Annotated in this window: 24 protein-coding genes and 1 other annotated feature; of the genes, 21 read left to right on the plus strand and 3 right to left on the minus strand. The window is 40.5% G+C overall.

Annotated features, from left to right (window positions below; all coding sequences use genetic code 11):
* Window positions 1-30: 30 nt before the first annotated feature.
* The 21 genes from polA to GTO83_RS03830 all read left to right on the plus strand — a co-directional run bounded on the left by polA (window position 31) and on the right by GTO83_RS03830 (window position 17,347).
* Complete coding sequence (gene polA, locus GTO83_RS03730) at window positions 31-2,700, plus strand: DNA polymerase I (protein ID WP_180871793.1); 2,670 nt, start codon at window positions 31-33, stop codon at window positions 2,698-2,700.
* 145 nt (window positions 2,701-2,845) lie between these two features.
* The gene (gene mutM, locus GTO83_RS03735) at window positions 2,846-3,685 is read left to right on the plus strand and encodes a bifunctional DNA-formamidopyrimidine glycosylase/DNA-(apurinic or apyrimidinic site) lyase (protein ID WP_180871794.1); all 840 of its coding nucleotides are present in this window, start codon (window positions 2,846-2,848) and stop codon (window positions 3,683-3,685) included.
* A complete protein-coding gene (gene coaE, locus GTO83_RS03740; RefSeq protein WP_180871795.1) occupies window positions 3,678-4,271 on the plus strand; it encodes a dephospho-CoA kinase in 594 nt (197 codons plus the stop codon). The genes mutM and coaE overlap by 8 nt, the downstream gene beginning before the upstream one ends.
* Before the next feature lie 54 nt (window positions 4,272-4,325).
* Window positions 4,326-4,808 (plus strand): transcriptional regulator NrdR, encoded by a 483-nt coding sequence (nrdR, locus tag GTO83_RS03745; RefSeq protein WP_180871796.1) that lies wholly within the window; start codon window positions 4,326-4,328, stop codon window positions 4,806-4,808.
* The gene (locus GTO83_RS03750; RefSeq protein WP_180871797.1) at window positions 4,801-6,174 is read left to right on the plus strand and encodes a DnaD domain protein; all 1,374 of its coding nucleotides are present in this window, start codon (window positions 4,801-4,803) and stop codon (window positions 6,172-6,174) included. The genes nrdR and GTO83_RS03750 overlap by 8 nt, the downstream gene beginning before the upstream one ends.
* Before the next feature lie 14 nt (window positions 6,175-6,188).
* The gene (gene dnaI, locus GTO83_RS03755; protein ID WP_180871798.1) at window positions 6,189-7,136 is read left to right on the plus strand and encodes a primosomal protein DnaI; all 948 of its coding nucleotides are present in this window, start codon (window positions 6,189-6,191) and stop codon (window positions 7,134-7,136) included.
* Between the two features lie 50 nt (window positions 7,137-7,186).
* Window positions 7,187-7,317 (plus strand) — a sequence feature (ribosomal protein L20 leader region).
* A 43-nt stretch (window positions 7,318-7,360) separates the two neighbouring features.
* Window positions 7,361-7,873 (plus strand): translation initiation factor IF-3, encoded by a 513-nt coding sequence (infC, locus tag GTO83_RS03760; protein WP_180871799.1) that lies wholly within the window; start codon window positions 7,361-7,363, stop codon window positions 7,871-7,873.
* A gap of 21 nt (window positions 7,874-7,894) precedes the next feature.
* A complete protein-coding gene (gene rpmI, locus GTO83_RS03765; RefSeq protein WP_180871800.1) occupies window positions 7,895-8,092 on the plus strand; it encodes a 50S ribosomal protein L35 in 198 nt (65 codons plus the stop codon).
* 57 nt (window positions 8,093-8,149) lie between these two features.
* On the plus strand, window positions 8,150-8,503 hold the full coding sequence (gene rplT / locus GTO83_RS03770; protein WP_180871801.1) for a 50S ribosomal protein L20: 354 nt from the start codon (window positions 8,150-8,152) through the stop codon (window positions 8,501-8,503).
* A gap of 159 nt (window positions 8,504-8,662) precedes the next feature.
* Complete coding sequence (locus GTO83_RS03775) at window positions 8,663-9,193, plus strand: YqeG family HAD IIIA-type phosphatase (protein WP_180871802.1); 531 nt, start codon at window positions 8,663-8,665, stop codon at window positions 9,191-9,193.
* Complete coding sequence (yqeH, locus tag GTO83_RS03780) at window positions 9,186-10,301, plus strand: ribosome biogenesis GTPase YqeH (RefSeq protein ID WP_180871803.1); 1,116 nt, start codon at window positions 9,186-9,188, stop codon at window positions 10,299-10,301. Before GTO83_RS03775 ends, yqeH begins: the two co-directional genes overlap by 8 nt.
* Before the next feature lie 15 nt (window positions 10,302-10,316).
* A complete protein-coding gene (yhbY, locus tag GTO83_RS03785; RefSeq protein ID WP_180871804.1) occupies window positions 10,317-10,628 on the plus strand; it encodes a ribosome assembly RNA-binding protein YhbY in 312 nt (103 codons plus the stop codon).
* An 11-nt stretch (window positions 10,629-10,639) separates the two neighbouring features.
* Entirely contained in the window at window positions 10,640-11,272 is a 633-nt protein-coding gene (locus GTO83_RS03790; protein ID WP_180871805.1) for a nicotinate-nucleotide adenylyltransferase, read from the plus strand.
* Window positions 11,265-11,888 carry a bis(5'-nucleosyl)-tetraphosphatase (symmetrical) YqeK gene (yqeK, locus tag GTO83_RS03795; RefSeq protein WP_180871806.1) on the plus strand — a complete coding sequence of 208 codons (624 nt, stop codon included), beginning with the start codon at window positions 11,265-11,267 and terminating at the stop codon, window positions 11,886-11,888. The genes GTO83_RS03790 and yqeK overlap by 8 nt, the downstream gene beginning before the upstream one ends.
* Window positions 11,881-12,237: a ribosome silencing factor gene (gene rsfS / locus GTO83_RS03800; RefSeq protein ID WP_180871807.1), complete on the plus strand. Its 357-nt coding sequence runs from the start codon at window positions 11,881-11,883 to the stop codon at window positions 12,235-12,237. The genes yqeK and rsfS overlap by 8 nt, the downstream gene beginning before the upstream one ends.
* Window positions 12,237-12,980 (plus strand): class I SAM-dependent methyltransferase, encoded by a 744-nt coding sequence (locus GTO83_RS03805; protein WP_180871808.1) that lies wholly within the window; start codon window positions 12,237-12,239, stop codon window positions 12,978-12,980. Before rsfS ends, GTO83_RS03805 begins: the two co-directional genes overlap by 1 nt.
* A 12-nt stretch (window positions 12,981-12,992) precedes the next feature.
* Window positions 12,993-14,135: a nucleotidyltransferase gene (locus GTO83_RS03810; protein ID WP_180871809.1), complete on the plus strand. Its 1,143-nt coding sequence runs from the start codon at window positions 12,993-12,995 to the stop codon at window positions 14,133-14,135.
* A gap of 52 nt (window positions 14,136-14,187) precedes the next feature.
* Window positions 14,188-14,742 carry a DUF177 domain-containing protein gene (locus GTO83_RS03815; RefSeq protein WP_180871810.1) on the plus strand — a complete coding sequence of 185 codons (555 nt, stop codon included), beginning with the start codon at window positions 14,188-14,190 and terminating at the stop codon, window positions 14,740-14,742.
* A 55-nt stretch (window positions 14,743-14,797) separates the two neighbouring features.
* Window positions 14,798-14,977, plus strand: coding sequence for a 50S ribosomal protein L32 (rpmF, locus tag GTO83_RS03820; RefSeq protein ID WP_180871811.1), 180 nt, complete (start codon window positions 14,798-14,800; stop codon window positions 14,975-14,977).
* A 165-nt stretch (window positions 14,978-15,142) separates the two neighbouring features.
* Window positions 15,143-15,829 carry a response regulator transcription factor gene (locus GTO83_RS03825; protein WP_180871812.1) on the plus strand — a complete coding sequence of 229 codons (687 nt, stop codon included), beginning with the start codon at window positions 15,143-15,145 and terminating at the stop codon, window positions 15,827-15,829.
* 12 nt (window positions 15,830-15,841) lie between these two features.
* Window positions 15,842-17,347 (plus strand): HAMP domain-containing histidine kinase, encoded by a 1,506-nt coding sequence (locus GTO83_RS03830; RefSeq protein ID WP_180871813.1) that lies wholly within the window; start codon window positions 15,842-15,844, stop codon window positions 17,345-17,347.
* 51 nt (window positions 17,348-17,398) lie between these two features.
* Here GTO83_RS03830 and GTO83_RS03835 read toward each other — a convergent pair whose 3' ends face one another.
* The 3 genes from GTO83_RS03835 to GTO83_RS03845 form a co-directional block, all read right to left on the minus strand.
* Entirely contained in the window at window positions 17,399-17,809 is a 411-nt protein-coding gene (locus GTO83_RS03835) for a peptide deformylase (RefSeq protein WP_180871814.1), read from the minus strand.
* Window positions 17,810-17,878: 69 nt separating this feature from the next.
* Window positions 17,879-18,817, minus strand: coding sequence for a membrane protein insertase YidC (yidC, locus tag GTO83_RS03840; RefSeq protein WP_180871815.1), 939 nt, complete (start codon window positions 18,815-18,817; stop codon window positions 17,879-17,881).
* A gap of 82 nt (window positions 18,818-18,899) precedes the next feature.
* Window positions 18,900-19,172 (minus strand): acylphosphatase, encoded by a 273-nt coding sequence (locus GTO83_RS03845; protein WP_180871816.1) that lies wholly within the window; start codon window positions 19,170-19,172, stop codon window positions 18,900-18,902.
* Between the last annotated feature and the right edge of the window lie 20 nt (window positions 19,173-19,192).

Genomic DNA, 19,192 nt, shown 5'->3' on the forward strand with positions numbered 1-19,192 from the left:
GCAGTAGTAAGACGGGAAAGGATTATTAACATGCCAAAGAAATTACTCTTAATTGACGGAAATAGTGTTGTTTTTCGTGCCTTTTTTGCGATGCATACGCAGATGGAACGGTTTACTAACCAAGAAGGCCTGCATACGGCAGCTATTTATGGTTTCAAATTAATGTTGGACCATATCCTGGCAAATTTTGAACCTGATGCGGCCTTAGTGGCCTTTGATACCGGTAAAACAACTTTTCGGACGAAAAAGTTTGAAGATTATAAGGGAGGCCGGGATAAGACTCCTAGCGAATTGAGTGAGCAATTCCCCTATGTCCGGAAATTGGTAGAAGCCTGTGGGATGCATTCTTATGAATTAAAGGACTATGAAGCTGATGATATTATTGGAACTTTGGCCAAGCAAGGGGATGAAGCTGGGTACGAAACTTTAATTGTGTCTGGGGATCGGGACTTAACCCAATTGGCAACTGATCATACTACGGTTGCAGTTACGAAAAAGGGAGTTACTCAAACTGAACACTTTACCCCAGCTTATATGCTTAAAAAGTTAGGAGTTACTCCGACTCAGTTCATCGATGTCAAAGCCTTAATGGGAGATACTTCGGATAATTATCCTGGGGTAACGAAAATTGGTGAAAAAACAGCTATTAATTTGATTAAAGAATACGGTTCGTTAGATAATCTTTACGCTCATGTAGATGAAATGAAGAAGAGTAAGCGGAAAGAAAATCTGATTAATGAAAAAGCAATTGCTTACCAATGTCAAGATCTAGCTCGGATTCGTCGAGATGCGCCAATCGCAATTTCACTAGCTGATGTAATTTATCAAGGTCCACAAACGGATGCCTTAGTTGCTTTATATCAAGAACTAAATTTCAAATCCTTCTTGGCTAAAATGGGGACTGGGGATGAAGAATTACCTGCCCAAACTGGAGAAGACGAAGTTAAATTTCAAGTGTTAACTAAGGAAAACCTATCGGCATTAGCTAAGTTAGGTGATCGGGTGGCGATTCATATCGAACAATCCGAAGCTAACTATCATTTAGCGACCATTAAAGGGTTTGCGATTGGTAATGGGGATCAATGGTACGCAAGTCGGGATGCTAGTTTATTAACAACGGGACCAATTAAAGACTTATTGGAAAATAACCATGTTAAAAAAGATCTGTTTAATGCTAAAGCTCAAATTGTAATGTTACATCGGCAAAAAATTGAGCTAAGCGGGATTGATTTTGACTTATTACTTGCTTCTTATCTATTGAATCCAACTTTAAATGCTAATGACGTTGGAGAGCTTGCCCACACTCATGATTATCAGAAAATTCTCACTGATGAAGACTTGTATGGCAAAGGGGTAAAACGGCAACTTCCAGAAGATGACCAAGTATTCTTACGGCACTTAGTCGCCAAAGTTCAAGCAGTTGAAAATCTTCGTCAGCCGTTAATTGATCAACTTCAAGTAAATGAGCAATGGCCACTATATGAAGAAATTGAACGGCCGTTAAGTCGCGTCTTGGCATCCATGGAAATGCAAGGGATTAAGGTTAATGCAAAGACCCTTGAGGAAATGGGAAGTAAACTTGTTGAGCGTCTTAACGAACTTGAAAGTGAAATTTACCAAGATGCAGGTCAAGAATTCAATATTAATTCGACGAAACAACTAGGAGTAATTTTATTTGATGAATTAAAACTCCGTCCAATCAAAAAAACCAAGACGGGTTATTCGACCTCGGTAGCGGTCTTAGAGAAATTAATAGGTAAACACCCCATCATTGAAAAAATTCTGGAATATCGGCAAATCGCAAAACTTCAGTCAACTTATATTACTGGGCTTTTGAAGGTTATTCATCCTGACAGTAAGATTCATACCCGGTATTTACAAACATTAACGGCAACTGGGCGACTTTCTTCAGTTGATCCAAACCTCCAAAATATTCCAGTACGCCTTGAAGAAGGGAAGCGCATTCGGAAAGCTTTTGTTCCTAGTCAACCAGGATGGAAGATTTTCTCTGCCGATTACTCGCAAGTGGAATTACGGGTCTTAGCCCATGTAACAGGTGATCATAACCTACAACAAGATTTTATTAATGGGGAAGATATTCATGCGGCCACGGCTCGACGGATTTTCCACCTATTGCCAGGAGAAAAAGTTGACCCAAATATGCGGCGCCAAGCTAAGGCGGTTAATTTTGGAATTGTCTACGGAATCTCTGATTTTGGATTAGCCCAAAACATCCACGTTTCTCGGAAACAAGCCCATGATTTTATTGAAGCTTACTTTGAAGAATTTCCGGGCGTAGCAAAATATGTTAAGGAAATTGTTGAAGTTGCGCGTAAACAAGGCTATGTTGAAACAATTACTCACCGGCGGCGTTATTTACCAGATATTAATGCCAAGAGCTTTAATATACGTTCTTTTGCTGAAAGGACGGCGATGAATACGCCGATTCAGGGTAGTGCTGCTGATATCATTAAAATCGCGATGATTAAGATGCCAAAAGAGTTGGCAAAACAGCATCTTAAAGCTAAGATGTTGCTACAAATTCACGACGAATTGGTCTTTGAAGCCCCAGAAGAAGAAATTCCAGTCTTGGCTGAATTGGTTCCAAAGGTAATGGATTCAGCAATGGAGCTCGCAGTACCTTTGAAAGTTGAGAAAAAGGTGGGCGATACTTGGTATGATCTTAAAAAGTTAGATTAGTGAATAAAAGTTTAGAGGATGGGAAAGTCATAGCCTTGTATGGTGGACTTTTCCATTCTCTTTTTAGTTTCAGCCCAGATACTTGAGAACTAAGACTAATTTTAACTATAATAAATATAAATAAATCAAAAGGTAGGCGGAGATTGTGCCAGAATTACCAGAAGTAGAAACTGTTCGGCGGGGGTTAATGCGGATTGCTGCGGGACGGCAAGTTAACGGGATTGATATATATTATCCAAAAATGATTGAAAATTCAGTTGAAAATTTTAAAGAAGCTTTGATTGGACAAACAATTGAACGAATTGATCGGCGCGGAAAGTACTTACTTTTTCGTTTTTCAAATGACTTAACAATGATCTCGCACTTGCGAATGGAAGGAAGTTATTTTAACCAAAAAACGGGGACTGCAATTGATAAGCATGTTCACGTGTTATTTCATTTTACTGATGGTACTGATTTAGGCTATCGGGATACCCGTAAGTTCGGACGGATGCATTTGGTTAAAACCGGAACAGAAATGCAGTATGGCGGCTTGGCAAAGATTGGTCCCGAACCAACTGAAGAAGATCTTAAACTTGATTATTTAGTAAAGATTATGAAAAAGTCCCATAGTAAGATTAAACCTTTCTTACTCAATCAAGCCCATGTAGCCGGTCTCGGAAATATTTATGCAGATGAAGTCCTGTGGGAAACTCAGATCAATCCCGAAGAACCCACAAACCAAGTATCAGAAGCGAAAATTGCTAAGTTACGTGAAAACATCATTCATGAATTAGCCCGGGCAACCGAACATCATGGAACAACAGTCCACTCTTTTAAGAATGCTTTTGGGGATGCTGGAAAATTCCAAAATGAATTGGATGTTTATGGCCGAGGCGGTGAAAAATGCCACCGGTGTGGAACTAAGCTCGTTAAGATTAAGGTTGCCCAACGAGGAACGACTTTCTGTCCCCGTTGTCAACCATTGGTAAAAGCCGATGACTAAGGTTTTAGGCTTAACTGGGGGGATTGCAACCGGTAAATCAACGGTGTCAAAATATCTTGCGCAAAAAGGAGCGGTAATTATTGATGGTGACTTAATTGCCCGCCGGGTAGTGGAACCCCATCAACTGGGCCTAAAGCGGTTGGTAGCGGCTTTTGGTTCCCAAATTTTAGCTTCGGATGGGACTTTGCTACGAGCCAAATTGGGGGAAATGGTCTTTGGCGATGCGCAAGCAGAAACAAAGCTAAATCAAGCTTTAGGGCCAATTATTCACCAAGAGTTTTGTGTGGATTTAAAAAAGGCCAGGGCCAATCAAGTGAAATTAGTGGTTTTAGATATTCCACTCTTATTCGAAGGGGGATACGAGACCATGTGTGATGCCGTAATGGTTGTTGCTGTTAAGCCGGCAACTCAATTAAAACGATTAATGGCGCGCAATCATTATAATAAGGCAACGGCACAAGCTCGGATTAATGCCCAATGGCCGCTCGAGCAGAAACAAGAGCTAGCGAATGTGGTGATCGATAATGAAGGATCGATAATGAATACCTACTTGCAAGTTGATAATTGGCTGTTTAAGTGGCTTTAATAATGCTATAATAAAATGAACCTATTGAGTTAAGGAATAATTAGGAGGTTAGTGATGATTTGTCCACATTGTCATCATAACGGCTCGCGAGTTGTTGACAGTCGTCCGAGCGAAGATGGGACTTTTATCCGGCGGCGCCGCGAATGCATGAATTGCGGCTTTCGCTTTACTACCTTTGAACGATATGAAGAGACCCCACTTTTGGTAATTAAAAAGGATGGAACCCGCCAAGAATTTAGCCGGCAAAAAGTTTTGAATGGCTTAGTACGTTCAGCAGAAAAGCGACCCGTTAGTATGGAAAAATTAACTGATATTGCTTCAAATGTTGAATCCCGGGTCCGGCGGCTTGGAGAAAATGAGGTTTCAAGCCAGGTGATTGGCGAATTTGTGATGAATGAGTTACAAGAGGTTGATCAGATCGCTTATATTCGTTTTGCTAGCGTTTATCGGCAATTTAAAGATGTTGATACCTTTATGAATGAACTTAAATCGGTCATGGATAAACAACATCATCAAACGGAGACCAATGATGATTGAACGTGCCCCGATAACTCCTAAAACGGGATACTTAGTTAGTGCCAATCCGAAGTTTGTTGGGCTTTTGCAAACATCTTTTTTGCCCTTCTATCAGCCCCTGCTTGGCGCTGATGCATTAGGGCTTTTTTTAGCTTTAAGTGACTTAGTTAAACCAAACCCGGTCTTAACAAAACGACAACTGGTCAGTACTTTGCTAGTTCGTTTAAACATTGGTTTACCTGCCTTTTCGCGGGCTCTTGACCGCTTAGAAGGTTTGGGGTTGATAAAAACTTACCAATTAAGCGATGAATTAGGAGTAACCCTCGTTTTTGAGGTTCAACCACCACTAACCCCAGTTGAATTAATTAACGATGATTTGTTATCTGTTTTATTATTGCAACAAGTCGGGGCAAATGAATTTAATCACTTGGTTCAACGGGCAAAGGAGAATTTTTTTGATCCTAGCCAACTAAAACAAGTTACGAAAAGTTTCTTTACTGTTTTTAAACCGGATCCAAGTACGCAAGCTAAAGATGACCAGGCAATAACTAAGGCGCGACAATCATTGCCGACTGATCAGACGCCTTCTTTATCGGTGCCAACTGAGAATTTCGATTTTAATTTTTTCCTTCGTCAAGCGGACAGTCTGGGTGTTCCAGAGGATCAATTACGGGAGGCGCAAAAGTTAATTTTGGCAGAGCACCGGTTATATGGTTTTGATGAGCTTCAGTTGGCTAACTTGGCTGCCCGGGCAACGGATCTTGCAACTAATACTTTTAGAAAATTAACTTTTAAAAATGAGGTCCAGCGTGCTAGTCAGCCAGTTCAAACCAAACTTCAAGTTGTCAGTGACAATGAGGACGTAACCGGTTTTTCTCAACCAATGCGCGAACTGGTTCAACTAGCTGATCGATTGGCTCCGATTCCATTCCTTAAGCAAATTAAAGAACAAAAAGGGGGGTTTGTCACCCCGGCTGAGCAACGAGTTTTAATGGAAATTGGGCGTAATAGTAACTTACCAGGAAGCGTATTGAATGTTTTAACTTGGTATTTGTTAGTTGATCAAGGAATGGATAATCTGGTTGCTAACCTAGCAATTTCAATTGCTTCGTCTTGGCAATCCAAAGGAATTAATTCAGCTGCTCAGGCTTTACGGCAAGCACAAAGTCATCAGGAAAAACAACGAGAACGTTTTGATCAACGACAAAATCGCCATTCATCTAATTACAGTAATAAACGACCGCGGATCAAAGAAGAGCTACCAGAATGGGCGAAGAAGTCTGACCATCCAACTAAAGGAAAAAAAGGGGGCGAAGTTGATCCTAAACGGGTTGCCGAAATGAAAAAAATGCTCGCTGATATGAAGAAACATCATAAGCACAACTAAAAGGAGGGATTTAAATGGAATCAGTTAATCAAACGATGGATGGGATCATTAGCCCTCAAGGTGGGGATGAGGCATATCGTAAAATTATGAAAGCAGTCTTTGCCGATCCGGAAGTCCAATCCTTCCTTCGGAATCATCAAGATGAACTTGACCAAGAAAGCATTAACCGAGGGAGCTCTAAGTTATACGAATTTGTTCATGACCGGGACTTGGTTAAACAAGGCAAGGCAAGTGTCGCCCCTGGATATGTTCCGCGGTTAGCGATATCGGCTGGGCAAATTGATGTTGTTTATGTTCCAACTGAACAACTCCGCGCTCAAAGGGCAGCGGCAAAGCAACGATCTTTAGTTGAAACTTTGGCTATGCCTAAGTTTATTGCTAATGCGACCTTTGAAAATGCTTTTCTAGAAGGTGAAAATGCTTCTGAATATCGAAACGTTGCCTTTCAACGTGGCATGCGATTTGTCCATGATTATTCACCAAGTAGCTTTATGCCAGGAATGTATCTAACCGGTGAGTTTGGGGTCGGCAAAACCTTTTTGCTTGGTGCGATTGCCAATGGGCTCGCCAGGGAACGCGGAATTCAATCAATTTTAATTCATTTTCCTACTTTTGCGGTTAGCATGAAGAGCTCAATTGGAAAAAATACAACTGACTTGGAACGGGATCGGATTAAACAGGCTCCAATCTTAATGATCGATGATATTGGTGCCGATGCGATGTCAGCTTGGGTCCGGGATGAAGTTTTGGGTGTGATTTTGGAATACCGGATGCAGATGGAATTACCAACCTTTTTCTCTTCTAATTTTACAATGGTTGAGCTTGAGAAACACTTGGCAGTTGATGTAAAAGGGGATCAAGAACCACTAAAGGCAAAACGGATTATGGAACGAATTCGCTTTTTATCCCGGGAAGTTACGGTTGGTGGTGACAATTTACGACAGAAGTTAGGAAAAATATAAAAAGTTCTTGACTTGGAGTGGTAATTTTTATAGTATATGTAGTGTTGAAAGAAAAAAAGCAGAAGCACCCGCTTCTCGCCTTGGTAATAAACAGGTTGCCGGGCTGATGAGTTGAAGTATGATGGTTGGAATATTACCATTTTACGGCGGGGTGGTGTGCACTCCGCTTTTTTGCTTGCTCTTTCCACTAAAAATATCGGAGGTGTGTTGCCATAGCTCAGGGAATGATTGTCAATAACGGTATTCGGGCCAAGGAAGTTCGGTTAATTGACCAAGATGGTGAACAACTCGGAGTTAAGTCAAAAGAAGAAGCTTTGCGGATGGCAGAAGCTGCTGATCTTGACTTAGTTTTAGTTGCTCCCAAAGCGCGTCCAGCCGTTGCTCGGATTATGGACTACGGGAAGTACCGTTTTGAAATGCAAAAAAAAGAACGGGAAGCGCGGAAGAACCAAAAGACTGTTGCAGTTAAGGAAATCCGCTTAAGTCCCACAATTGATACGAATGATTTTAACGTGAAGTTAGGGCGGGTTCGGAAGTTCATCGAAAAGGGTGACAAAGTTCGAGTCTCGCTTCGCTTCCGAGGTCGTGCAATTACGCATAAGGATATCGGTCGTGACATGATTGAGAAGATGGCTGATGAAACTAAAGACATCGCCACGGTTGTGCAACGGCCAAAGATGGAAGGGCGGAGTATGTTCTTAACACTTGCTCCCCTTAACGACAAGGCAAAAAAATAACAAAGAAGGTAGGAATTCATTATGCCAAAGATGAAGACTAATCGCGCTGCTGCAAAGCGTTTTAAGCGGACTGCTAAGGGTGGTTTCAAGAGTGGTAACTCATTTACTAGCCACCGTTTCCACGGTAAGACTAAGAAGCAACGTCGTCAATTACGTGGTTTATCCATGATGGATAAGTCTAACGTAAAGCGTTTCAAGAAGATGCTTCCTGCTAAGTAAGATTAGTAGCGAGCCTACACGATTAAAATAAAACTAGTATTTTAGGAGGTTACCACTATGCGAGTTAAGGGTGGAACAGTTACGCGCGCTCGTCGGAAGCGCATTATGAAGTTGGCTAAGGGTTACACTGGTTCAAAGCACCGTCTTTTTAAGACTGCTAAGGACCAAGTTATGAAGGGTTACACTTACGCATTTCGTGACCGGAAGGTTAACAAGCGTAAGTTCCGTGAATTATGGATTGCCCGGATTAACGCTGGTGCCCGTATGAACGGACTTAGCTACTCCAAGTTGATGCATGGTTTGAAGTTAGCTAACATTGATATCAACCGGAAGATGTTAGCCGATCTCGCAGTTAACGATGCCGATGCTTTTAAGGCTTTGGTTGAAGAGGCTAAGAAGGCTTTAAACTAAACTTTAAATTAAATGAATTGGATTAGGACGGTTATCTAACTTGCCCTAATCTTTTTTTTAACAATAAAGTTAAATAGGGTAATTACAAGGTTAAAATTTGAACCAGAACAAGTAGACCGTTATAATGAAGTTTAGTTAATTTTGTGTGAGGAAATAATTGTGTTAGAAAAATTCAAACCGACTTGGATGGTAAAAACAATTTATCAAGTGTCTCCAACGGAGTTGAAGCGTGCTGGGATTAAGGCCGTGTTAAGTGATTTAGACAACACTTTGATTGCCTGGAATAATCCTAATGGAACGCCACAATTGAGAAAGTGGATGGAAGAGCTTGAAGCAGCCGGGATTCCACTGATGGTAGTTTCAAACAATAGCTACCAACGGGTTAAAAAGGCAGTTGCTCCGTTGGGATTGCCGTTTGTTTCACGAGCACTTAAACCGTTTGGAACGGGGATTAAGCGGGCTTGCAAGCAGTTGAACTTAACTCCGGATGATGTAGTCATGGTTGGCGATCAATACTTAACCGACGTCTTAGCTTCGCATCAAGCAGGGGTAAGGTGTATTTTGGTGAAACCCTTAATCAGTAGTGATAAGTGGAATACTAAGTTTAACCGTTTTTTAGAAACATTTGTTAAACGGAGCTTAAAGAAAAAATATCCAACGATGGATTGGCAGGAGGATTTAGATGACTGACCAAGAAGAATTACGTTGTATTGGCTGTGGTAGTGTAATTCAAACGATAAATAAAAACGGTCTGGGATATACACCAAAATCAGCACTAGAGCGGGGACTAAAAAGTGGTGATTTATATTGTCAACGTTGTTTTCGCTTACGACACTACAACGAAATTGCGCCAGTTTCACTAACTGATGATGATTTTCTTGCCCTTTTAAACCAGATTCGGGATGCGAATGCCTTAATTGTTTATGTTGTTGATATTTTTGATTTTAATGGTAGTCTGATTCCTGGATTGCATCGGTTTGTTGGTGATAATCCCGTTTTATTGGTTGGTAACAAGGAGGATTTATTACCAAGGTCACTTCGTCGACGGAAGTTAACGGATTGGTTACGGCAACAAGCTAATGAAGCGGGAATTCGACCACTGAAGACCATTTTAGTTTCAGCAAAGAAAAATCATCAAATTGATAATCTGTTAGATGAAATCGAAACTCTTCGGGGTGATCGGGACGTCTATGTTGTTGGAGTTACTAATGTTGGAAAGTCGACGTTAATTAACCAAATTATAAAGCAACGGACTGGAGTGCAAGATTTAATCACAACTTCGCGCTTCCCAGGAACAACGTTAGATAAGATTGAAATTCCGTTGGACGATGGGCATCAATTGGTTGATACGCCCGGAATCATTCACCAAGAACAAATGGCCTATGTATTACTACCTGAAGATTTACGGTTGGTGGCACCCCAAAAAGAAATTAAACCCCATACTTATCAACTAAGTGATGAACAAACAATTTTCTTAGGTGGGATTGGACGGTTTGATTACTTGAAGGGGCCCAAAGTCGGGGTAGTAGCTTACTTTGAAAATAATTTGATCTTACACCGGACCAAGTATCAAAATGCTGATCAATTTTATCAACGGCATTTAGGTGATCTTTTAGTGCCACCGCATCCAGGAAATGAGGATCAAATTCCGCCACTAGTCCGGTATGAATTTAAAACGCGACAAAAGAGTGATCTGGTCTTTGAAGGGCTTGGTTGGATTACCGTTCCAGCAAACGTAACGGTAGCTGGATGGGCTCCCAAAGGAGTTGCGGTTTTACTACGGAAAGCAATGATTTAAAAAGTGAGGAAGAAAATGGAATTACGTGGGAAGCAAAAACGATTTCTAAGAGCACAGGCAAATCATTTACAGCCACTGTTCTCAGTTGGTAAAAATGGTTTAACTCCAACTTGGGTTGCACAACTAAATGGTGCTTTGGACCGGCGAGAATTAATTAAGGTCAGTTTGTTACAAAATACGGCTGTGGATGTAGTTGATGTTAAAGAATATATTGAAGAACACAGTGATATTCAAGTTGTACAAACGATTGGACGAGTTTTAGTGCTCTTTAAACCGGCAGAAAAACCAGAATTTCAAGATTTATCAGTTCAAGTTGCCAAGATTTAGGAGGCTTTAGTATGAGTCAGGTAACGCTTGAAACAATTCCCAAGGTTCAAGTTGAACCGATTCAAACTCACTCGCGCCGGAGAATTGGTCTATATGGTGGTACTTTCAATCCCATTCATAATGCCCATTTAATGGTTGCTGATCAAGTTGGCCACGCCTTACGGTTAAACCGGGTTGATTTTATGCCCGATGCCATTCCACCGCACGTTGATAAAAAAGCAGCCATTGATGCTAAAGATCGAGTGGCAATGCTCCGTTTGGCGATTCAAGGTAATTCATTATTTGGCCTCGAATTAGCGGAGATTCAACGGGGTGGTGTCAGTTATACCTATGATACCATTAAGCAGCTAAAAGAAGCTCATCCGGAAAATGATTACTACTTTATTATTGGTGGCGACATGGTTGATTATCTTCCTAAATGGCACCGAATTAACGAACTAATCAAGATGGTAAATTTTGTTGCTGTTCGCCGTCCTGGGGCCAAAAACGAGAGTGATTATCCTGTAATCTGGGTTGATGTTCCTGAAGTTCAATTTTCTTCGAATGATATTCGCCAGCGGATAAAGATGGGAACTTCAATTCGTTATATGGTTCCCGACGCAGTTGCAAATTATATTGAGGAGCATCACTTATATCATGGCTAAAGAAATTAAGTATCAAAAACATTATTTACCATTAACCAGAATAGAACTAATTAATCGGTTAAAAGAAGCACTTAAACCAGCGCGGTTTAATCATGTTCTCCGGGTTGAGCAAACTGCCATCAAGTTAGCTAAGAAGTATGACGTTGATCTTGAAGCAGCAAGTGTGGCTGGCTTGTGTCATGATTATGCAAAACAACGGCCAGATGAAGATTTTATTGCGGTAATTAAGGCTAAAAAGTTATCGAAGGAACTTTTAGACTATGGCAATGCAATTTGGCATGGTGTTGTTGGAGCCGAGTTAGTAAAAGATGAGCTTGGCGTTCAAAATGAAGAAATTTTGGATGCTATTCGCGAACATACCACGGGGGCAGCTTATATGACCCCATTAGCTCAAGTCTTATATATGGCAGATTATATTGAACCAGGTCGGGATTTTCCCGGTCTTGAAAAGGCACGGCAGTTTACAGAAACTAACCTTGGATTAGGAGTAGCTTTTCAAACTCAAGCAACGTTAACTTATTTGGCGGAAAACGGCAAGCCAATTTATCCCAAAACACTAGAAACCTATAATGCCTGGGTACCGAAATATAGAAAGGAACTTAAAAATAATGGATAGCAAAGCATTACTTGAAAAAGTTGTTAAAGCAGCTGATGGGCGGCGGGCAGAAGATATTGTTGCTATGCAAGTAGATCAATTGACCCCGATGGCGGATTACTTTGTTATGATGACAGGTGGTTCTAATCGTCAAGTACAAGCTATTTCAAATGCAATTATTGAAATGGCTCATGAAAATAAAATCGAAATTGGAAGTGTTGAAGGAAAAGATGCTGCCCAATGGATTTTGATTGATATGGGAGATGTTGTTGTGCACATTTTCCGTGAAGAAACCCGACACTTCTACAATCTCGAAAAACTATGGTCAGATGCGCCACTAGTTAATTTGAATGATTGGTTAACTGACTAATGATTTATCAAACTTTTGCTCAATTATACGATGAGTTATTTGATCCTGAGATGTATGATAATTGGCGGCGATTAGTAGAAACTGAAGTCCCCGAAGGAAGCCAGATGCTTGATCTTGCTGGGGGAACAGGGCGGCTTGCGGTATTACTTGCGCAACAAGGTTATCAAGTAACGGATGCTGACTTTTCACCTGAAATGTTGACTTTAGCTGATCAACATCGCCAAGTAGCAGGTGTTGATATCAAGCTTATTGAAACAGACATGCGTAAATTAGAGGGGTTACCGGTGTATGATGCGGTAACTTGTTTTGCCGATTCTTTATGCTATCTACCTAATTTAGAAGCAGTTGAAGCTACTTTTCGTGCTGTCAAGGCTCATCTTAAGCCCGGCGGAAAATTTCTCTTTGATGTAATCACTCCATATCAAACTGACGAAGTTTATCCTGGGTACACCTATAATTTTGAAGCGGAAGATCATTCAAAGGCCTTTTTATGGACTACTTATGCAGATGAAGAAGTTCCGCATGGAGTAATTCATGATTTGGCTTTTTTTATTCAAAATGCGGATCAAACTTATAATCGGGTGGGTGAAACTCATTTTGAACGTGCCTATGAATTAGAAACCCTAAAACAGGCCTTGGTAAATACCGGATTTAAGGATGATTTAATTAAAGTTAAGGCTGATTTTGGTCGTAAAAAAGTTCAGCCTAATACAACGCGATGGTTTTGGTTTGTCACTAACTAGGAGGAGCAAAGTTTGGATGCAGTTGGTTTAATTACTGAATATAATCCATTTCATAATGGCCATCAATATCATTTGCGAATCGCTCAGCAACTAACAAATGCCCAAGTAGTGGTTGCGGTAATGAGTGGAAATTTTACGCAACGTGGTGAACCGGCAATCCTTGATAAGTGGACGCGCGCCAAGTTAGCCTTAGAAAACGGGGTTGATTTAGTCGTTGAATTACCAGTCTTTGATGCCGTTCAACCTGGACAACGATTTGCAACGGGAGCTCTACGGTTACTTAATGATCTCAAAATTAAACAGGTTGTTTTTGGGGCTGAACATCCGGAATGGAATTTTAAAAAATTAGGGTCCTTTGAAAAAAAATTTCGTCATGATGATTTTACTGACTATCGGGAGACGTTTGCCACCCAGTTTAACGAAGCATTAGTTGAAAAAACCGGTATCAGTTTAACGGACCCAAACGATATTTTAGCCTACTCGTATTTTAAAGCCTGCCAGGAACATGACTGGGCGATTAATTTGATCCCCATCAAACGACAAGGAAAAGGATACCATGATCAAACCTTAGGTCTTTATTTGGCCAGTGCAAGTGGAATTCGGACGGCCATCAAAACTGGCCGGTCGATTAAAAATGTTGTTCCTAAAGTTACAGCTCAAGCTCTTGCTAAGCTAACGATCATCCCGAGTTGGCAAGTCCTTTATCCGATTTTGCGGAATCATTTAATTCAGTCACCAGTAGGTGAATTACAAAAAATTTATCAAATGACAGAAGGATTAGAGTATCGTTTAAAGGAAGCTGCTCAACATGAATTGGATTTTCAATCATTTTTACATGCAGCGAAGACGAAGCGCTATACTTTTGCCCGTTTACTCCGTCTATGTCTGTACACGACTTTGGAAATTACTACGGAACAAATGACAAATACTCAACCATATCACCATGTTTTAGCTTTTAATGATCGGGGCCGAGAATATCTTCATCAAGTAAAAAAACAATTGCAATATCCTTTGATTACAAAGGTCGATGCCGAGATGAAAGACCATTTGCTAGCCTTGGATTACCGAGCTGGAAAATTATATCAAAATTTTACCGCCGTTGAACAAGATGTGAAACACGCTCCACTAATTGACCTGTCAAGCAAAAAACATTGACATGGATTGCAACGCCGGGTATAATTAAACGCGTTGCATTAGGAGGAAAAAGATGGAATGGACATTAAGTGAACTTCGTCGTTTTGAAGATGAACCAATGCATCTTCAACGAACCCTTGATTTAAAGAATGCAATGAAAAAGCGATTTCCACAACAGATCCTGGCAATTAGTCCAGTTCAGGTTGATGGGTTCGTAACTTATGATCGTGGAGATGCAACAGTTGCTATGCAAATAAAGGCAACGGTAACGGTTCCTTCAACACGATCCTTATTACCGGTTGAGTTAGGATTAGATTTCTCGTTCACTGAATCATACACTAGTGATCCAGCCCATCTTGACCGGTATGATACTGAGAACGATTTAGTTTTTGTTCTTGCAGATGGCCAAACACCAATCAAGTTTGACGAAGCAGTGATGGAGAACATCATTGAACAAATTCCAAGTCGGGTATTAACTCCTGAAGAAAAGGCTGGGGCCTCGATGCCTAATGGAAAAGATTGGGACGTAAAAGAAGAAGGGTCCACCGATCAGGAGGAGGTAAATTCTGTTGATCCACGGCTCGCTAAGTTAAAAGAATTATTTCCTGATCAGGACAAAGAAGATTAGCGAACGGTTAAAAACCAATTGTGGATAAATATCATAAACTGAGGAGGTGTAAAACATGGCTGTACCAGCACGGAAGACATCTAAGACGCGGAAGCGTAACCGTCGGGGTCACATTAAGTTGACTGTTCCTGGTTTGGCACCATGCCCAAACTGTGGTGAACTTCGTAAGTCACACATGGTTTGTCCATCATGTGGTTACTACGATGGTGAACAAGTTGTTAATACCAACAACTAATCCCAATTAACGAAAAGACTCTCTTTAGGCGCCGGACCTAAGAGGGTCTTTTTTTGAATTAAATGAATATTAAGAAACTCTTGACAACTGCTAGGGAAAATTAATAACTTATGATAGAATAATTGTAGGATTGTCAAAAATTTTTAGATTTGTGAAGGTGAAAAAATGAGTCGGATTTTGATTATTGAAGATGAAGAAAACCTTGCTCGGTTTGTTGAACTAGAATTAAAGCATGATGGTTATGAAACCGATGTTGAGTTAGATGGTCGAACAGGGCTAGAAGCAGCTTTAAATCAAGACTTTGATGTTATTCTGTTGGACCTCATGCTTCCTGAATTAAACGGGATTGAAGTTGCTCGGCGGGTCCGTGAAGTCAAGGATACACCAATTATCATTATGACGGCTCGAGATTCAGTTATTGATCGAGTTTCTGGGTTAGATCATGGAGCTGATGATTACATTGTTAAGCCATTTGCAATTGAAGAATTACTTGCCCGGGTACGGGCCTTGCTACGGCGAATTAATATTGAAGGCGGAGCAAATGGTGGTCACCAAACGACAGTTAACTACAAAGATTTAACGATTGAAAAGGAAAATCGAGTAGTTCGGCGGGGCGATGAAGTTATTAACCTTACCAAGCGGGAATATGAACTATTATTAATTTTAATGGAAAATATAAACGTTGTAATGTCACGGAAAGAACTGTTAAGTAAGGTTTGGGGCTACGACGCAAAAGTTGAAACTAACGTAGTTGACGTTTATGTTCGTTATCTTAGAAATAAGATTGACCGCCCTGGTGAAAAGAGCTATATCCAAACAGTTCGGGGAACTGGTTATGTAATTCGCTTGTAAGTGGGGCTTAATATGGAAAAAGAGCAGGCAAAGCCGAGGTTTGTTTCGCTTAAAGTTAAATGGGCACTTGGAACAGCAATCGGGTCTTTGTTGATTTCGTTAATTGTGGTTACCGCTTTATTTAGTAGTTTTACCCAGGATTTATTAAATCAAGAACGGAAAAGTTTAAATGACAGTTTGGTTACCACTAGCCACCAACTGGGTGCGACAAATCGTGATGACATTACTACTCAACAGATCAATCACTTACTACAGAAACGAATTGAATCACAAACGGTAAATCAAGTACGGCAAAGTTCTCAAGGACCAATTATTCAAGAGATTATCAATCCTCGAACTGAAGTCGCAATTTATAATCGCCAAAATCATTTGGTTTTTTCTACTGGAACGCTTTACCGGGCACCGGCAAAAGTAAAAACTAGTCAAATTCAGCTAGTTTCTGGAAAAAAACACAAGATTTTACTTGGCCGGGCGCCCATCTATAGCAAATCAACTAAGAAAGTAGTTGGTTATTTGCAGATTGAAAATCATCTTACGAATTATTATCAAAGATATAACCGACTGTTACTAATTAGTATTTTGGCGCTTACTTTGGTTGTGATCGCAAGTGGTTTGTTGGGTTATGGTTTGTCCTACTTGATTTTACGACCACTTGATGATATTCAATCGACGATCGTTGCAATTCGGGATGATCCTACCAAGAATCAACGAGTTCCTGAACTAAATCGCAATGATGAGTTAGCAGAGTTAAGTCAGATTTTTAATGCAATGTTAGACCGGATGCAACGTTATATTGACCAGCAATCACAATTTGTGGGAGATGTCTCTCATGAATTACGGACGCCGGTGGCAATTATTCAAGGTCACATGCAGATGTTACAGCGGTGGGGAAAAGATGATCCACAAGTCTTGGAAGAGTCCATCCCCGCTGTGATTGCAGAGACCAAACGAATGAATAGTTTGGTTCAAGAAATGCTAGATCTTTCTAGGGCTGAGCAAGTTGAACTTAATTTTCGGGATGCTACAACTCCGGTTCGCGATGTGGTTCATCAAGTTTACAACAATTTTAAGATGATCCATCCGGACTTTGAATTTATGTTAGATGATGATTTGCGTCATGATGAAGTTGTAAAAATTTACCGGGATCATCTTGAACAGATTTTGATAATTTTGTGTGACAATGCCGTAAAATACTCTGGCGAAAGAAAGAAAATTCACCTTTCCTTGTCCCGAAATTTACGAGCAGTTGAAATTGGTGTCCAAGATTTTGGAGAGGGGATATCACCAGAAGAATTATCGAAGGTCTTTGATCGCTTCTATCGGGTAGACAAAGCGCGGAGTCGGAAGAAAGGTGGAAACGGCCTTGGGCTTGCGATTGCTAAACGGTTAATTGAAGGTTACCACGGAACGATCACCGTTGAGAGCCAGTTAGGATCAGGATCGTTGTTCCGTTTAACGTTACCGATTGTTGATGACAAAAATAATAATGCTGAGAAAAACCAAGAACGTGAAAAATAAAAGCGAGTAAGAAATGGGAAATTTTCCAACTTTCTTACTCGCTTTTTTGGTTTAAATAATGATTCCATTACAGTGGTCGATTTCGTGTTGAACAATTTCAGCAGCGGAGTTAGTTAAATTTAAACTTTGGGATTCACCAGTCAGATCAATGTAATGGACGGTGATCTTTTGATATCGGGTAGTTGAACGCTTACCAGTTAAGCTTAAACAGCCCTCTTCAGTTTGATAAGGCTGGCTTTTTTGCGTAATTTTGGGATTTAACATAGCAATATTGATTGGACCGAGGGAAACGGCGATGATCCGTTTATGCATTCCAATCATGTTAGCAGCCATGCCAACGCATTCGACTTGATGAGCAGCTAAAGTATCAAGTAAATCTTGAGCTACTTGACGATCAGCTATACTGGCAGGTTGACTCTTAACTTTTAAACTTTGAAGATTTTTGTTAATTGGTTTAATCATTTTTTCCTCCAGATGAAACAAAAGGGGCCGAAAAGAAAGTTTCTCTCAGCTCCTTAAAAATTAACATGATCAATTTTGTGATTTGTGATGTTGCTTACCAGCATTTCGTGGTCTTTTATTTTGGGATGGTTTAGTTTGCTTTAAGGCTTCGATGGCAGCCGTTGGCTTTTCTTCGGTAACTTGTTTTGTTTCAATAATTGGTTTAGCAGGCTTCTTCGGCTTATTAGCCATTTCAAGCTTGATTTGTTTTCGCAAACGTGGCCGATAAGCGTTAATTAAGATGGTTTGTAAGATCGCAAAGAGGCCCCCAATGAAGAAGTAGACCCCAAGTCCAGCGGAGGAGGTTAAACAAATTCCGCCAATCATGATGGGGCTCATTAATAACATCGCTCGCATTTGTTTCTTTTGTTCTTCTGCTACCCCAAGCATTGAAACCCAGGATTGAACCAGGTAAGCCAGGAAGGAAAGAACCGCTAAAATGATACTTGGCTTTCCAAGTGGAATCCCCATAAAGGTTGCACTGGAGAGTTCGGGGGAATACCTGATTGCATTGTACAAGGCGGTAAAGATTGGTAATTGGATTAACAATGGTAAACAGCCAATTCCCCCAGTCATAGAGATGTTGTTATCCTTGTAAAAAGACATCATCTCTTGAACAATTGCAGCTTGTTCTTCTTGGGTTTTAGCTTTCTTTTGGCGTGCTTGCAAGGCCCGCATTTGTGGTTGAACCATTGCCATCCGTTCTTGCATCAAGGTCGATTTCTTCATTTGACTCATCATAACGGGTAACAAAATCATTCGAACGATGATTACGATCACGACGATTGACCATCCATAACTACCACCCATATATTGAGCAATAAATTCCATAAAGTGTTGCATTGGTTTTGCAAGGTAATCGTAAATCATTCCATAGGGCTTACCGTTTTTGACTCGCACACAGCCGGACAGTAAAACTAATAAGCTAGCTAGGGATAATAGAATCCCACCGCGCTTTAATTTTTTCATTGACTTTTTTCATCCTTTATTTTATTTTGTGTCACTAAAAAATAATGATACTCGATTTTTAGCCAAAATACCACCTAGACAGCTAATTCGTAATTTCAAAACTGGAAAAGTCAGCTAGATTTTGTTCCTTAACTTGAACTTTGGTAACCTTGGCATATGGGCTAGGACCAGCTTTAATGGAAAAGAGAAATTGGCGTAGTGCCTTTGCGGGTCCTTGGGCAACAATTTCAACTCGACCATCATCAAGATTCCTGACTGTTCCCATTAAGCCGGCGTCTTTTGCGAGTTGCCAAGTGAAATAGCGAAAACCAACGCCCTGAACTCTTCCAGATACTAAGATCAAGTAATTTAACATCAAAACTCCTCCTTAAAAAT

Source organism: Lactobacillus sp. 3B(2020), from assembly GCF_013487845.1.
In the GTDB taxonomy this organism is placed as follows: Bacteria; Bacillota; Bacilli; order Lactobacillales; family Lactobacillaceae; genus Limosilactobacillus; species Limosilactobacillus alvi.